Origin of the sequence: Neobacillus bataviensis LMG 21833, assembly GCF_000307875.1 — a bacterium.
Lineage (GTDB): Bacteria > Bacillota > Bacilli > Bacillales > Cytobacillaceae > Neobacillus > Neobacillus bataviensis.
This window is the reverse complement of the sequence record NZ_AJLS01000009.1, coordinates 17,915-33,271: the sequence shown is the minus strand read 5'-3', so window position 1 is coordinate 33,271 and position 15,357 is coordinate 17,915. Positions and strand designations below refer to the sequence as shown.

General features: G+C 33.2%; 12 protein-coding genes. 3 read left to right on the top strand and 9 right to left on the bottom strand.

Features of this window, described 5'->3' with window-relative positions:
• Nucleotides 1-7: 7 nt before the first annotated feature.
• The 4 genes from BABA_RS01630 to BABA_RS01615 form a co-directional block, all read right to left on the bottom strand.
• The gene (locus tag BABA_RS01630) at nt 8-724 is read right to left on the bottom strand and encodes a glycosyltransferase family 2 protein (RefSeq protein ID WP_007083375.1); all 717 of its coding nucleotides are present in this window, start codon (nt 722-724) and stop codon (nt 8-10) included.
• The gene (locus tag BABA_RS01625; protein ID WP_007083374.1) at nt 721-1,773 is read right to left on the bottom strand and encodes a WaaS/CpsH family glycosyltransferase; all 1,053 of its coding nucleotides are present in this window, start codon (nt 1,771-1,773) and stop codon (nt 721-723) included. Before BABA_RS01625 ends, BABA_RS01630 begins: the two co-directional genes overlap by 4 nt.
• Complete coding sequence (locus BABA_RS01620; RefSeq protein ID WP_007083373.1) at nt 1,773-2,909, bottom strand: SDR family NAD(P)-dependent oxidoreductase; 1,137 nt, start codon at nt 2,907-2,909, stop codon at nt 1,773-1,775. The genes BABA_RS01625 and BABA_RS01620 overlap by 1 nt, the downstream gene beginning before the upstream one ends.
• A gap of 187 nt (nt 2,910-3,096) precedes the next feature.
• Nucleotides 3,097-3,990 carry a phosphatidylinositol-specific phospholipase C/glycerophosphodiester phosphodiesterase family protein gene (locus BABA_RS01615; RefSeq protein ID WP_007083372.1) on the bottom strand — a complete coding sequence of 298 codons (894 nt, stop codon included), beginning with the start codon at nt 3,988-3,990 and terminating at the stop codon, nt 3,097-3,099.
• Nucleotides 3,991-4,371: 381 nt separating this feature from the next.
• Between BABA_RS01615 and BABA_RS01610 the strand changes: the two genes are divergently transcribed.
• From BABA_RS01610 to BABA_RS01600, 3 genes are all read left to right on the top strand, one after another.
• The gene (locus BABA_RS01610; RefSeq protein ID WP_007083371.1) at nt 4,372-5,358 is read left to right on the top strand and encodes an LCP family glycopolymer transferase; all 987 of its coding nucleotides are present in this window, start codon (nt 4,372-4,374) and stop codon (nt 5,356-5,358) included.
• 114 nt (nt 5,359-5,472) lie between these two features.
• On the top strand, nt 5,473-6,768 hold the full coding sequence (locus tag BABA_RS01605) for a flippase (RefSeq protein ID WP_007083370.1): 1,296 nt from the start codon (nt 5,473-5,475) through the stop codon (nt 6,766-6,768).
• Nucleotides 6,758-7,648: a glycosyltransferase family 2 protein gene (locus BABA_RS01600; RefSeq protein ID WP_007083369.1), complete on the top strand. Its 891-nt coding sequence runs from the start codon at nt 6,758-6,760 to the stop codon at nt 7,646-7,648. Before BABA_RS01605 ends, BABA_RS01600 begins: the two co-directional genes overlap by 11 nt.
• A 31-nt stretch (nt 7,649-7,679) precedes the next feature.
• Here the strand turns inward: BABA_RS01600 and BABA_RS01595 are convergent, their stop codons facing one another.
• The 5 genes from BABA_RS01595 to BABA_RS01575 all read right to left on the bottom strand — a co-directional run bounded on the left by BABA_RS01595 (nt 7,680) and on the right by BABA_RS01575 (nt 15,351).
• Nucleotides 7,680-8,597 carry a glycosyltransferase family 2 protein gene (locus BABA_RS01595; RefSeq protein WP_040344886.1) on the bottom strand — a complete coding sequence of 306 codons (918 nt, stop codon included), beginning with the start codon at nt 8,595-8,597 and terminating at the stop codon, nt 7,680-7,682.
• A 230-nt stretch (nt 8,598-8,827) separates the two neighbouring features.
• Nucleotides 8,828-11,677, bottom strand: a complete 2,850-nt coding sequence (locus BABA_RS01590; protein WP_007083367.1) for an Ig-like domain-containing protein — start codon at nt 11,675-11,677, stop codon at nt 8,828-8,830.
• A 133-nt stretch (nt 11,678-11,810) separates the two neighbouring features.
• Nucleotides 11,811-12,965: an acyltransferase family protein gene (locus BABA_RS01585; protein WP_007083366.1), complete on the bottom strand. Its 1,155-nt coding sequence runs from the start codon at nt 12,963-12,965 to the stop codon at nt 11,811-11,813.
• A 303-nt stretch (nt 12,966-13,268) separates the two neighbouring features.
• Entirely contained in the window at nt 13,269-14,420 is a 1,152-nt protein-coding gene (locus BABA_RS01580) for a glycosyltransferase (protein ID WP_083865232.1), read from the bottom strand.
• A complete protein-coding gene (locus BABA_RS01575; RefSeq protein WP_007083364.1) occupies nt 14,395-15,351 on the bottom strand; it encodes an NAD-dependent epimerase/dehydratase family protein in 957 nt (318 codons plus the stop codon). Before BABA_RS01575 ends, BABA_RS01580 begins: the two co-directional genes overlap by 26 nt.
• Between the last annotated feature and the right edge of the window lie 6 nt (nt 15,352-15,357).

Below are 15,357 nucleotides of genomic sequence, written 5' to 3'. Positions count from 1 at the left end.
GGAAAAGTTATTTTTTCTTAAAAAAAGCTTTCATGAGTAAGGCAGAAATTTGAAATCTCCAAAGAAGTTTTTGTTTTAAAGAAGAAGAATTTTCGACAGTAGTCACTGTCGCTTCATGTCTTCGATAATAAATTAACTTTTCCGGGATCAACAATGCCACTTTATTTAAATCAGCAACCAAACCAATCCACATGTCATGCATAGGTACATTTCTTGGTATCGGCAAAATTTGTGCTTTCAATTCTTTTCTAAATGACATGGCACAGCCAATATAACTATTCTTTATGATATTCTTTATCACTCCAGAACGGCTACCTCTAAATTCATAAAATGAATCTATGGTTGGTGTTAGTTCATTATCGACCACCGTAATATCGGACATTATCATCTGGATATTTGGATTTTTTCCATAGTAGGATTTAACTGTTGTAACTTTTTCAGGTTTCCAAATATCATCTTGGTCACTTAAGAAAATAATATCATTTTTGGTACGCTTAATAGCATTCTCAAAATTGGATGTCACACCTGATTCGTCATTCATGAACAGCTTCACCCGAGGATCTGTGCTCGTGTATTTTTCGATAATAGGAACTGTCCGATCGGAAGAGTGATCATCTGAAATAATCAATTCATCTTCTTTATTTAATTGAGAGAGAATACTATCAATCTGCTGTTCGAGATATTTCTCCCCGTTGTAAGTGGCCATTGCTACAGAAATCTTCATTCTTGACCTCCACCACTTTTTTCTATATAAAAATTATGCTTTTCATTTCCTGTTAATCCTAATACATTAAGAATAAAATAGGTGATTGAATATCTTTCTTTTACTTTTTCATCGACTGTTACATATGGAGTTGTCATAAATTCAGTCGACACTACAACATTTTCACGCTCTACAATACAAATATTATTAGGATGATAAAAATCATAATATTGAATATCTGTATTAGTGGTAATCATTTTTTTATTTGCACCAAGCATTTCTATCGTTCTCATTGTCAAACCAGTTTGTTTAGGGTGCTGAATATCAACTACTGCCTTAGATTGTATTAATTTATCAGTCAATTGGCCGCTCGGCATACCTACAAATGAAATATCATTGATCTGGCTACCTTTTAATTCACTAGAAAATAATTTTCTTTGATAATACATTAATTTACTAGGGATATATAAAAAGTAAAAAACCTGTAATTTATTTTTTTCAAATTGTTGTTTAACGTCCATTAAAATTTTATAGCGATCGCTATGTACAGTTCCTACAAAAAATAGATCATACACTAGCTTTGCCTTTTCTTTGGCAATCCGTTCATATTCTTCATCAAAAAATAGAGGTCTGAATGTCAAACCAAATTGGTCACAATCTTTTTTATCAAAGGAAAAGACTTCATCAAATAACTCTAATTTTTCTATTGTATTCACTTTATTTGCAACAGAATCCCAAAGCATAAGCACCATTTTGGCATTTGAATTCAGCATTTTGATATTTATTAAAAATGACTTTGGTGTCGCTTCAGCTTGACAAATGAAGATATAATCATATTTTTTATCTTTAATCGCTGCAAAGATTTCTTCATAATATTTTTTAATTTGTACCGTAACCAAATTGCGATTGATTCGTAATAATGCCTTTGATATAACTGTATTAGAGGGGCGCTCATCAAAGAAATCTACTTCCGCTCCCAATGATTCCATCGCATTTATTAACTTTTTGTGATAATTAAAAAACAAAGGACATAAAAACAAAATCTTTTTATTTTTGAGAAGGCATTCCATTATTTATATAATCCTTTTTTCTTCATTTCATCAATTGACTTTTGATATTTGTCTTCCACTACCTCTTGTTGATTAACCCAATTTACAAATTTACTGATCCCTTCCTCAAAACTTACCTTTACAGTAAAACCTAATTTTTCATGAATTTTTGTCAAATCTGCATAGTTATGTCTAATATCACCTAAGCGGTAATTTCCACTAATTTCAATTACCGTATCGGACTGATACTTTTCTTTCAAGACATTGGCTACTTCTACAACAGTAGTTGCCACACCTGTCCCTACATTAAAACTTTCAAAATTGGCTTCATCCTTTTCGATTCCTAAAATCGTCGCATCCACTACATCGTCGATAAATACAAAATCTCTTGATTCTCTTCCATCTTCGAAAATGTTAATGTTATTGTTGTTTTTAATAATAGTTGAGAAAATCGAAAGGATGCCAGTATATGGATTTTTTAATGATTGGCCTGGTCCATAAACATTTTGATAACGGTATGCAACTACAGGAATATTTAATGATTTTCCAACAACCATACACATTTGTTCCTGCATTTGTTTTGTAATACCATATATAGAGGTTGGGTGAATTTTCGTTTCTTCTGTCGTTGCCATAACTTCTGCATCACGATTACAAATTGGGCATTTTACTTCAAAATCACCTTTACTCATATCTGCCTCTGTTCTTTCTACAGGGAATACAGTTCCGTGCTTAGTACAATGATACATTCCTTCCCCATAAATCGCCCTAGAAGCTGCAATAACGATTTTTTTTACTTGATGCTCTTCATTTGTTAAGATATCTAATAAATTTGATGTACCTTTAACATTTACATCAATATATTTATTAATTTCATACATAGATTGACCTGTACCGGTTTCAGCAGCTAAATGAACGACTACATCCTGCCCTTTTAACGCTTTTCTCCAGTCATCACTATTTATAACGTCGCCTTGATAAAATGTTACTTTATCTCTTATTTTCAAGAACAATTCTGATGATGTCCCATCTTCTCCATGAATTTGCGGTGATAAATTATCTAGAACTGTTACTTTATATCCTTTATCCAATAATTTCAAAGCTAAGCTACTACCGATAAATCCTGCTCCACCAGTAATTAATACATTTTTTATCATAAAAGTTCCTTCTTTCTATTAATTAAACAGATATGTAAATCTACGGTTAAAATCAATTTTTATCCATATTATTTTGTTGGCTTAAAACTTTCCTCTTTTTAACCAGAGTTCGCACACTATTATACAAAATGTATTGGTGAAGTTCAAATATCGTTCGCTTAGGACAAGCAACACAAGTAAAATATCCTTATTGATCCAAACCAACAAAATTTTTCCCATCGTAAAAGAGATAGTCGGTATAAATACCTATTCCTTTAGCCTGATATGCGGTTGCTTCCACTGGATTATTAATGGTATGGGTGTAGACAGCGATATTTCTTTTAATTAATAATGTTCGTAGTTCGTCCGTAATCCGGAAAGGAAAACCCGCAATAGCGGTAATTTTGTTATTTGCACACCAGTCAGCCAGTTCCTCAGGAGTTGGGATGTCAGCATTCTTAAAATGGTACAATGTAAAAATAACATCGTTAAAATCATGATAGGATTCTATAAAACTGAGCATAGGTTGATTATAAATTTGTGGAATGATCCGATCTAGTAAATTCGAATTAAAATTTTTCGTTGTATTTACTATATAAGAGAAGGTTTTTCGAACGTTTTCTTCATCTTTCTCCTTTGTATCAGTAACAATATAAATATCTGGATATTTCTGCATTACCTCTAAAATGTGTTCCCATGAAAGGGGATTATACTTATCGTGTATTTTTAATGACATGAAAGTGTCAAAGGAAATAGGTCCATTAGTAGGTGGATATTCTTGACCCAAAAATTGATAATGCTCGGGGGTCCAATCATGGCGGGCAATTAATCGATTATCTGAAGTCATGTTGAGATCGACTTCAAATACACGAAATCCACGTTCATAATTTAATAAAAGAGCGTCAAGAGAATTTGTTATATAATGCCCCTCTATATGTCCAAGGCCATGTACAACTTGTGGTAAACTAGTGAATACAGACTCCTGATTCTCTTTTCCTTTCACCAAAGCCACGAAAGCTTCTTCTGCGTTCATTCCATTTCCATAGCATGAAAAGGAAATACTAAAAAACAACAATAATAAATACGACTTTATTTTTTTCATCTAGTCTTCTCTCCAGATCATGTAATTAAAATAATCATTTGAATACACAAACATATATTAACCAATTCTTTATAGAACGATGATTAAAAAATCCATACAAAAAAGGGTGTTGAATTTTCAACACCCTTTTACAGGAGCTCTATATTTCCTAATAGCATTTATCATCTATTGAAATCTTGGTTCATCAAAAACTAAAGTATAATTTGATAGACTTATAATCTATTTGATTTCCTATCAATTATTGCGTGTTTATGTCAAATTTTGTTCTTTTACAGTTGAAATTTGTTATTTTCAGTTGAACTAAGTCTTGGTCAATATTATAATTTAGGTTATAGTTGTCCAATATCAAATTAATATGTTTTAAGAAAGGATCTATATTATATGAATTCTTCAAGATCCGGTAAAAAAGGAAGGAAAATTAGGTGGCTCCGCTTAAGCCTTTTTACTTTATTAGTGGTACTTATTTGCGGAGGTTTTTATTTCTATAATGTATATAGTAACGTTGCAAGTGCTGTTACTAAAATGAATAAGCCAATTTCACGGGAAGTTTCGGAAAAGCGGGAAGAAAAAGTAGAATTTCATCGAAAAGATCCGATTTCTATTTTAATGGTTGGGATAGATGAACGGGAAGAAGATAGCGGACGTACTGATTCCATGCTAGTGATTACGGTCAATCCTGAAAAGAAAACGACAAAAATATTAAGCATTCCCCGAGATACTCGTACACAATTAATTAATAACAATAATCCAAAAAAGAACAGAACTGATAAAATCAACCATGCCTATGCATATGGCGGAATTGAAATGAGTATTGATTCAGTTGAACACTTCTTGAATATTCCCATTGATTATTATGTTGAGGTCAATATGGAGGGATTTAAAGATATCGTCGACGCTGTAGGTGGTATTAACGTGGATAATCAAATTGAATTTGAACTGGATGGTGTTACCCTAAAAGAAGGTCCACAGCATTTAAATGGAACAAAAGCGTTAGCCTATGCCCGTATGCGGAAACAGGATCCACGTGGGGATCTAGGACGTGGGGAACGACAACGCGAAGTAATCTCCAAGATCATTGATAAAGGAAAATCATTATCCACCTTGACGAAGTATGATGATATCCTTGGTGCCCTAGAAAATAATATTAAAACTAATCTTACTTTAAATGAAATGGTTGGGATCCAATCTTCCTACAAACCAGCGGTTGAAACAGTGGACAAGCTGGAAATTGAAGGGGAAGGTCAAATGATAAATCGTATTTGGTATTTTATAGTAGATGATGATACTAGACAAAGTCTTTCTGATGAATTACGCTCACAACTTGATTTACCGCAAGAATCTTTAGCTTCAATTAAAAGTAATGATTAATTATTTCGAAAAACCGGGCAAAAACGCCCGGTCCTTTTTGTTTAGCGCATAGTTATGGTATACATATTAGTAGTTATCCAAAGGTTTAAGGAAAAGGAGACTCTTATCACAGTTATGTCTAATAAAAAACGATTGATAACTAACTTTCTTTCATTAGCAAGTATGCAAGGGCTAAATTTCATTCTCCCCCTAGTCACCTTGCCTTACTTATTACAGGTAGTGGGACCTGGAAAATTTGGACTTATCAGTTTTGCCCAAGCACTTATTCAATATTTTATTCTTTTTACGGATTACGGCTTTAATTTAGTTGCCACAAAGGAAATTTCATTAAACCGTGAAAATAAGGAAAAGCTTTCGGTTATTTTTTCTACTGTCATGTTGGTTAGAAGTTTGCTCCTAGTCTTTAGTTTTTTAGTAATGGTTGTTTTGATCTTATTTATCCCAAAGTTCCAAAACGATAGCCAAATTTATCTTTTAACCTTCGGAATGGTAGTTGGAAACGTCCTGTTCCCTGTATGGTTTTTCCAAGGTATAGAACAAATGAAAGTTATCTCTATCCTTAATATTGTTTCTAAATTAATTTTCACATTAGGAATTTTTGTTTTTGTAAAGAATCAAGCTGACTATTTATACGTTCCTGTATTAAATTCTCTTGGCTATATTGCCATCGGTGTAATTGGAATCTACTTGGTCATCTTTCGGTATCGTATAAAACTTATTAGGCCTTCACTGGAAAATATTAAATACCAACTTAAAGAGGGATGGGATATATTCGTATCTAATCTTGTCACAAGCTTGTACACAACAAGCAATACATTTATTCTTGGCTTTTTTGCAAGCAATACGGTTGTCGGATATTATTCTAGTGCAGAAAAGGTTGTAAAAGCTATTTCAAGTGTAGTCGGGCCGCTAATCCAGGCCGTTTATCCATTTTTGAGCAAGGCTTTGCATGAGTCAAAGCATGCCGCATTAAATATGATTAATAAAATCTTTTTGGTAATCACCCTTGTTATGGGTATTTTATCATTATTTGTTGGTATTTTTGCAAAGGAAATTGTTGATCTTGCTTTAGGGAAAGAATACGTATCCACTATTCCTCTTTTACAAATCCTAGCTGCTCTGCCGTTAATCCTTGGCTGGGCCAGTGTACTTGGCATTCTGACGATGATTAATTTCGATTATAAAAAAGAGTTATCGCGAATTTATATTTTGGCCGGTATCTTAAGTATCATACTAATGATTCTTCTTATTCCTACTTATAAAGAAGTTGGCACTGCCTGGAATGCACTCATAACCGAAGCCTTCGCCACTCTTCTAATGGCTATATTCTTATGGAAAAAGGGAATTCATGTATGGAAATTGAAGGGAATAATTAAAGGGTTTAGGAAAGGAATAAGTCATGACGATTAAAGATAAAGTAGCATCGATTATGGTCACGTATAATCCCGAAGCAGATGTTGTAGACAATGCAACATCAATCATCCAATCATGTGAACGGCTGGTAATTATCGATAACGGTTCTTCTCCAAATTCTAAGGCGTTTTTACATGACATAGAAAACGAAGAAAAAATAACAATAATTTATAATCCCCAAAATATGGGACTCGGTCACGCCTTAAATCAAGGAATTAATTGCTTATTAGAATCACCGGAACCCCCTCATTTTGATTGGATTGCCACATTTGACCAGGATAGTAAGGTAGACAAGGATTATTTTTCAAAAATGCTGGCTTCATACGAGGCACATCTAAATAAAGAAGAAGTAGCTATCCTGGCACCAAATTGGATTGAAGAAAAGCTTATCAATAAAGTATCATCACAAATTGACAAAACACAACTACAAGAGCAAAAGACTGTAATAACATCTGGAAGTTTAGTGAAGAAGAAAATCTTTACTGAGATTGGACTATTTGAAGAAGATTACTTTATTGACTTCCTCGATCATGAGTTTTGTTTACGTGTAAGGACTCGAGGATATAAAATATTTATATCGCCTCAGGTTTATATGGTTCATAACCTTGGAAACACCCAACAGCATAGGTTGTTGGGGTCGAATGTCATGGCAACAAACCATAACTATATTCGCAGATATTACATTACAAGGAATCGTCTTTACACATATAAAAAATATTTCCGTACTGAAAAAGAGTGGATAAAAGGAGATTTTATTGCGACTGCCAAAGAATTTATCATCATTCTTCTGTTCGAACAAGATAGAGGTAAAAAATTGGGAAGCATGTTTAAGGGAGTTTTTGATGCCCTTTTAGGTAAAAAGGGGCCAATGAATTAAAAAAAACGCAAAGTGCTTTGCGTTTTTTTTATTAGTAACTATTAAAGGAATATAGTATCTTAAAGATAATTGTATCTCTTTGATTTTGCCGATAAAGGGGTGTATTCAGGATATAAGAGAATCGATTCAAGAGGGAATTTCTTTTTAGTAAAAAATCCTCAATTAATTTCCTTTGGTCGCTTGTTAGGTCTCCTTTAAATAGTCGATAAAACTCATCTACCTGTTTGGTAAAAGGTTTTTCTTTACCTTCTTTCTTAAAGTTTTTATACCGAATCATTGCGCTTTTTACTTTATTGTCCGCCATTCCCAAAGCATTGGATGAATGTTGACGATATAGGAGATGTGATTCCTTATCATATATTAATTTTCCAAATGCTGCACCTAATAGGTAAAACCAAGCATCATGCATGGTGATATTTTCTTTTGCCGGTATATGTGACTTAAATAATTCCAGCATGGCTCTGTTAAACACAATAGTACAACCTGTAGCAACATTCTGAATGATGGCGTTTTTTAATCCAACCTCCTGTGGAGGTATTTGAGAATGCTTAATAAATTGTAGCTTGTCATCAACAATATCTAATCGAGAAAAATACAATAATGGAATATTTGCATCTTCCTTCTCCAATAAGGCAATTGCTCTAGAAACTTTTGTCGGCCTCCAATAATCATCTTGGTCGCAAAAAGCAAAGAAATCTGACGTGTCAGATGCATTTAAAGCCAATTCAAAAAAACTTGCAATAACACCCTTGTTTGCTCCTTTTATTAGCTTAATATTTGGATATTGCTTAGAATAGGTCTCTAAAATTTGTATCGTATTATCCTTAGATCCATCATCGCGAATCAATACTTCTAAATTTTTGTGATCCTGATTCATTAAACTATCCAATTGTTGTTCCACAAACTTTTCACCGTTATATGTAGATAATAATATTTGCGCTTTTTTCATTTGAATTACTCCCATCGCTTAAACCACATTATCAATATATATATACGATATGAAGGCTTATGTCCAGTAAACGGAATATAATCATTTAAACCTTCTTCACCTTATACCCTCTTTTTATAGGTAACTTTTCCGATTCTTTCTACCTGACATACAAAAGGATAACCCACTAAGTGAGTTATCCTTTTTATCAAGAATTTCCGATTATGGTCAAAGAATCAATTTTAATTAATTTAAAATTGGATTCCTCCGCCATACACCCAACCTTCCAGGCCATTAACCAAGACTCTATACCAACGATTATCGTATGGGTATGTCGAATCCTCTCTGACATCAGTGTTGTATCCTAAAACCCTTACAGTTGTTCCTGAATCTAAAGCTTTCAAAAATGTTGAAGTTAAAACATACGGAATTGATCTAAATGCTAAACCATCCGATATTACTCTAGCATAAGTTGCTTCTCTGTAGTTTATAATAATACTAGTGGGATATGGTTGACCTAAAGGTATATTTCTTCCAAATACTGGTGCAGATACAGATGATGTAGGTAAAATATCTGATTGGAAGTAACTACCGGCATTAAATGGTTTTATTGACTGCATCAAATTTGCAATACCATTTGCCCAATTGGGATCGGTGGCATATCTTACATTCATGCCTGTCAATGTTGAGCCATTAAAATAGATTCCATTTCCATCCAGGTAATCTCTTCTTACAATAAATGCCTCAAAGTTTATACTATCTCCACCCGTAGGGAAATAATATCCACATGTGAATGGACAGGAGTCGTAGGCACTATATCCATATAAATTATTTTTATAGGTCTTTAGATTAGAACCTCCCCATCCTGTTTCCCATATAGCATGTGCAACGAGATACTGTGCGTTAACACCATATTTATTCTGAGCATCAATAAAACTTTGCGCATAATTTTTTAAAGGACTATCCGGACGTTTTTGATTAAAGAAATTAATGATATCGTTTGCTGTGATATTTGCTGGTTTCCTTAAATCAATTTGAAGGTAGGGATTACCATTATAGATATATATGATGCTATTGACTGTAGAAGTAGTTCCATTGCCTCCAGTTTCTTTTACTGCTAATGTATGCTGGCCTTCAGCAAACTGTAGACTATTAAAGGTAAGCTTGTATCCTGAGTTAGTATTTTGGTATTCTGGATATACATTCGCTACATCGGTTCGAAGCCCTCCATATTGGGCTACCCCCATGCTCTTTCCATCTACAAATACTTCTATCTTTGATACATCGGTTACATCTAAGAACCAGCCACTAACTTCTATTTCACCTTTACTTGAAGAACCATCCTTAGGAGTATCGATAAATCCCTTTGCTGGTGGATTTTGAACATTCACCTTTATGCTTTCGAGATTTGTAGCACCGTTATTTCCAGTCTCTCTTACTGTTAGAGTGTGTTGACCATTGGTTAGCATCTTTGTATTTAGGTTAAACTTATATCCCGAGTTTGCATTTTGATATTCCGGATAAACATTGGCTACATCGGTACGAGTATCCCCATACTTAGCTACACCCATATTCTTTCCGTCTACCAATACTTCAATCTTGGATACACCACTTAAATCTAGGTACCAACCACTTACCTCTATTTCTCCTTTAATCGCAGAACCAACCTTTGGAGTATCAATATACCCCTTAGCTGGTGGATTTTGAACATTCACCACTACACTTTCAAGATTCATAACTCCATTATTTCCTGTCTCTTTAACTGTTAGAGTGTGCTGTCCGTTAATAAGATTCTTTGTATTTAGGGTAAACTTATAGCCTGAGTTTGTATTTTGATATTCTGGATAAACTTTGGCTACATCGTTACGAGCATCTCCGTACTTTGCTTCCCCCATGCTTTCCCCATCGACCAATACTTCAATCTTGGATACACCGCTAGCATCTAAAAACCAGCCGTTTACATCTATTTCACCTTTAATCGTGGAACCATTCTTTGGAGTATCAATGTATCCTTTAGCTGGTGGATTTTGAACATTCACCGTAATGCTTTGGAGATTTGTGGTACCGTTAATCCCGGTCTCTCTAACCGTTAAAGTATGTTGCCCGTTGGTTAGATTTTTTGTATTTAGGGTAAAATTATAGCCTGAATTTGCATTTTGATATTCTGGATAAACTTTGGCTACATCGTTACGTGGTTCGCCATATTTCGCTTCACCTATACTTGTCCCATCGATCAATACTTCAATTTTAGATACACCGCTAACATCTAAGAACCAGCCGCGCACTTCCATTTCGCCTTTAATCGTGGAACTATTCTTCGGAGAATCAATATACCCTTTTGCTGGTGGATTCTGAACATTCACCATTACACTTTTGAGATTCGTTGCTCCGTTCTTTCCGGTCTCTCTAACTGTTAAAGTGTGCTGACCATTGTTTAGTTTTCTTGTATTTAGGGTATATTTATAGCCTGAGTTTGTATTTTGATATTCTGGATATGCTTTAGCTACATCGCTACGAGGATCACCATACTGTGCTTGCCCCAAGCTTTTCCCATCTACTAATACTTCAATCTTGGATACTCCACTAGTATCTAAATACCAACCGCTTACTTCCATTTCACCTTTAATCATAGAACCATTCGTAGGAGTATCAATATATCCCTTTACCGGTGGATTTTGAACATTCACCATTACACTTTCGAGATTTTCAGCTCCATTATTTCCGGTCTCTCTAACTGTTAGGGTGTGCTGACCGTTGGTTAGGTCCTTAGTATTTAGGGTAAATTTGTATCCCGAGTTTGTATTTTGATATTCCGGATAAGCTTTAGCTACATCGTTACGAGTATCTCCATATTGGGCTTCACCCTTGCTTTTCCCATCAATTAATACTTCAATCTTAGATACGCCGCTAGCATCTAAGAACCAGCCACTTACAACCATTTCCCCTTTAATTGCAACACCATTTGATGGAGTATCAATATATCCTTTAGGAATCAGGATTCCATTGTTTGCAAAAACCTTACTATTATTAAACATTATTAAAATAATAAAAAAGGAAGCAAGTAGTATATATTTTGTTACTTTGCTTTTTATGACGTTCACCTCTCTACAATAGTTTAGTAACAATACAGATTAATAATATCAAACAATTATTTATTAGACAATTTAATTTCGACAAATTTTTGGTTTGGTTTTTCCAAATGTAGAAGAAAAAGTCGAAACGACTCTGTTTAACCTAGCTTACCTTTTTAATTTCATTTTGTTTACTCTCTCTTTTTAATAAGTTAAATTTATCCCTAAGTTTCATCATAGGCAATTCATAGTACCTGTAAATAAAATATGCTATAACAATTGTAAACGCAGTCGCCAATAAGAAGACTGCAGTACCAGTTGCAATATTATTCAGTTTAAATGCGTCTTTAAAAATCAAGTAAACATGGAAGTGAAGCAAATAAAGACCGTAGCTAATGACGCTTATGAAAGTAATTGGTTTAACTAAAATCCGCAATGTATTTAGTCTTACCGTCTCTAATGACAGGACAAGTGCTGCACAAAACAATGAAATCAAGTTAAAGAAAAATGTTCTACTGAAAAATGAAGCATCGAGGGCTTCACTGCTATTTGCAACGAACCATAGTTCGCACAACAATAATCCGGTTAAAGCGACCATAAATACTACTTTGCGTTTTGCTATCAGATAATTATAGATATCCCTATAATAGAACTTTATCCCCGCTAAAATTACACCAACAGTTATGCTATCTAATCTAAAAAATATTTGTTTTCGTGTCCCAAAATCAAACGTAGGATTGAAAAGCACTACTGAAGCAATCCGACCAAATAATGATGCTACAATGATCGAGAAGCAGATTATTAGGAATGCTTTTTGCCTGTTTACCTTTTTAATTTTGAAAAAACAAAGCATAATTAATGGGATTGTTAGGTAAAACCATTCTTCTACGGACAAAGACCAAGATACAGGATTAAAGGCAAGATCTTTCGAAGAATGGTTTTGGAAAAAGTATAAATTTGCCCACGAGAAACCTTCTCTTGTTGGATATATAATTAGTGCTATTACTACTAAATAATATAATGGCAATGTTCTAAACCATCTACGAATATAAAAATTAACTAAACTTCCTACACTTCCATTCTCCACAATTTCTCTAATAATAATGTTACCGATTAAAAAGCCGCTTAGAATAAAGAAAATTTCTACCCCAATAAATCCTAATGGGTAATTAAAAATTCTCTCAACCTCTCCACCGATATTCGATTCCTGTAGGATTGGTGAGATAAAAATGTCTAATCCATGAGCAATTACCACAAAAATTATTGCTATGCTCCTGGCTAAATCTAGACCAAAAATCCTATTCTGCTTTTCTAACAAATAAATAACCTCCATAATTTCGGTCTACGAACATATTATCAAATAATATGATTTGCTGGAAAAAACATTTTATGATTAAGGAAGAAAAGAAATGATTTTCCTCTTTTCATTCAAAAAAAAGGGGTGCCCCCTAGTTACTTTTGGGACACCCTCAATTAAAATTGCGAACAGGATATGATTCATTGAATGCCCTGGTAACTCTTAACTTAGAAATAGCTGGATATGAAAAATGTCACAACTGTGACATTTTGATGTCTTTATACAGTTTACATCGCAAGGGTCTTCTTAAAATTGTAGATTAATTTAAGGTTTTGTAATTTCTTCATAAATATTAACTAATGCAGCCGATTGTTTCTTTAAGTTAAATTGATTTTCTATTACTATTCTACTTGATTCAGATATCTTAGTATAAAGCTTGCTATCAGATGACAGCATAATCATAGCATCAATTAATCTACTAAGATTACCTTCTTCAACTAACTTTCCACTGTATCCATCAGTAATTATTTCAGGAATATCACTATGAAGCGTTGATATAACTGGGATACCTAGTGCCATTGCATTAATTATTACTAGAGGTGTACCTTCCTCATCACCATCTTTAGAAGTAACACTTGGGTGCAATAGTATATCAGATTCCCCCATTGTATTTATTAATCGCTCATAATTTAAAATACCCTTAAATATTACTTTTTCTTCAATATCCGGGGTTATTTCCTTTAATATTTTCGCTTTTTCATTTTCTTGCTCTAGTGAGCCATCAGACTCACCTACAATTATTAATTGTGCATTCGGGTTAAATTTTAGATATCTTTTAAAAGCTTCAATTGTTAAAGGGATTGCCTTTTTTTCAGTAAACCTTCCCACCGTAATAAATTTTACAGTTTTTTCTTGATTTATACTTCTTATAACCCTAGGCATCTTTGTTAGGTCTACTCCTAGATGAAAAATTTTTATTTTCTCTTCGGCTATTCCAATTTTCAGAAGTTTATTTTTCATACTTTTCCCTAATACCAAAAATAGATCAATTTCCTTGCTTAAATTTAAATATCGGTTTCTCCATTTTTCTTGGGTTAAGAGTGTACTTAAATCATAGCCATAAAAACTTACAATATGCTTTGATTTCTTATTCCATTTTTTAAAGAACAAATAATCGAAGTAACCCTTTGGACCAAAATGGCTGTGAATTATAATATTTTCATTATGAAACTTTCGATTTAATAAATAATAATATTTCAACTCAGTTATTAACCGTATATCTTTATTTCCCTTTTCTTTCAAATAAATCAAATTATCGTATTTAAAGTTATCTTTTTGTTCCCTATACTCTGCAATAAAAAGAGGTTTATCTAGTTGTATATTAAATAATTCATATAACCAATTCGCACTATAAGGTAAAAAACTCGATACCGTTTCAATAACTCTGTGTTTATTTATATACATTATTAATTCCATCCATTTCGCTGCTTTTTTCCATCAATAGTTTATAACAAACTTCTTCAAGCGTAAATTGGGGGATGTAATTAATCTTTTTATATATTTTCTGAGAATCTAAAAATAAATCCCCGGTTTCTATTAAAGAGTATTCCTTAGGCCAAGGTTGAAAAGTTATTTTTCCGCTTCCAATAAGCTTTACAACTTTACTAGCAATCTCATATAGGCTTAAAACCTCTGTCCCGCCTAGGTTGTATGTTTCATTCCACACCTCTTCAACATTATCAATAGTTCGTATCAGTATTTCTACCAAATCTCCGATATAAATAATATCTCTAAGTTGTGAACCATCACCAAATAGCTTTATTTCTTCATTATCAAAGGCCTTTTTTATAAATGAATTAACAATACCAAAACCATTTCTAAAAACATTATCATAACCATATGGTATTGAGATTCTAAAATTAATATAATTTATATCATACATATTGTGGTACGCCTTTAAATAATGTTCACAGGATAACTTATGAATAGCATAAGGACTCATAGGAAAAATATCTCCATCCTCTGAAACACATCCGTTTTGTTGCTTTCCATAAACTAATCTTGAACTAGGAAATATGACAGTTGGTTTTTTATCTAATTTTCTAATTGCATCTAAAAGGGTTAGTACTAATAGCGAATTATTATCCAGGTCATTCTTGTAGTTTGTGTAACTATCTAATGCCCCAGACTTTCCTGCGAGAAGAATAACAATATCCTTTTCACATAGAAACTCGCCCAAGTCTAGGTCTTGAAGGTTTCCATAATTAAAATTCACATTATCCAATAACCCATCATAATGATTCTTACTTCTATCTATTGTTGTAATATTATGACCTAAGTTATATAAAACTGGTAATAGGTGTTTACCAATAAATCCAGAAGCTCCTATTATTAATATATTTTTCATATTTAC

What these genes read in the sequence shown, in the direction of transcription:
- BABA_RS01605 (WP_007083370.1), top strand. Translation starts at nt 5,473, where the DNA reads ATGTCTAATAAAAAACGATTGATAACTAACTTTCTTTCATTAGCAAGT.
- BABA_RS01600 (WP_007083369.1), top strand. Translation starts at nt 6,758, where the DNA reads ATGACGATTAAAGATAAAGTAGCATCGATTATGGTCACGTATAATCCC.
- BABA_RS01620 (WP_007083373.1), bottom strand. Translation starts at nt 2,909, where the DNA reads ATGATAAAAAATGTATTAATTACTGGTGGAGCAGGATTTATCGGTAGT.
- BABA_RS01610 (WP_007083371.1), top strand. Translation starts at nt 4,372, where the DNA reads ATGAATTCTTCAAGATCCGGTAAAAAAGGAAGGAAAATTAGGTGGCTC.
- BABA_RS01630 (WP_007083375.1), bottom strand. Translation starts at nt 724, where the DNA reads ATGAAGATTTCTGTAGCAATGGCCACTTACAACGGGGAGAAATATCTC.
- BABA_RS01615 (WP_007083372.1), bottom strand. Translation starts at nt 3,990, where the DNA reads ATGAAAAAAATAAAGTCGTATTTATTATTGTTGTTTTTTAGTATTTCC.
- BABA_RS01580 (WP_083865232.1), bottom strand. Translation starts at nt 14,420, where the DNA reads ATGGAATTAATAATGTATATAAATAAACACAGAGTTATTGAAACGGTA.
- BABA_RS01575 (WP_007083364.1), bottom strand. Translation starts at nt 15,351, where the DNA reads ATGAAAAATATATTAATAATAGGAGCTTCTGGATTTATTGGTAAACAC.
- BABA_RS01625 (WP_007083374.1), bottom strand. Translation starts at nt 1,773, where the DNA reads ATGGAATGCCTTCTCAAAAATAAAAAGATTTTGTTTTTATGTCCTTTG.
- BABA_RS01595 (WP_040344886.1), bottom strand. Translation starts at nt 8,597, where the DNA reads ATGAAAAAAGCGCAAATATTATTATCTACATATAACGGTGAAAAGTTT.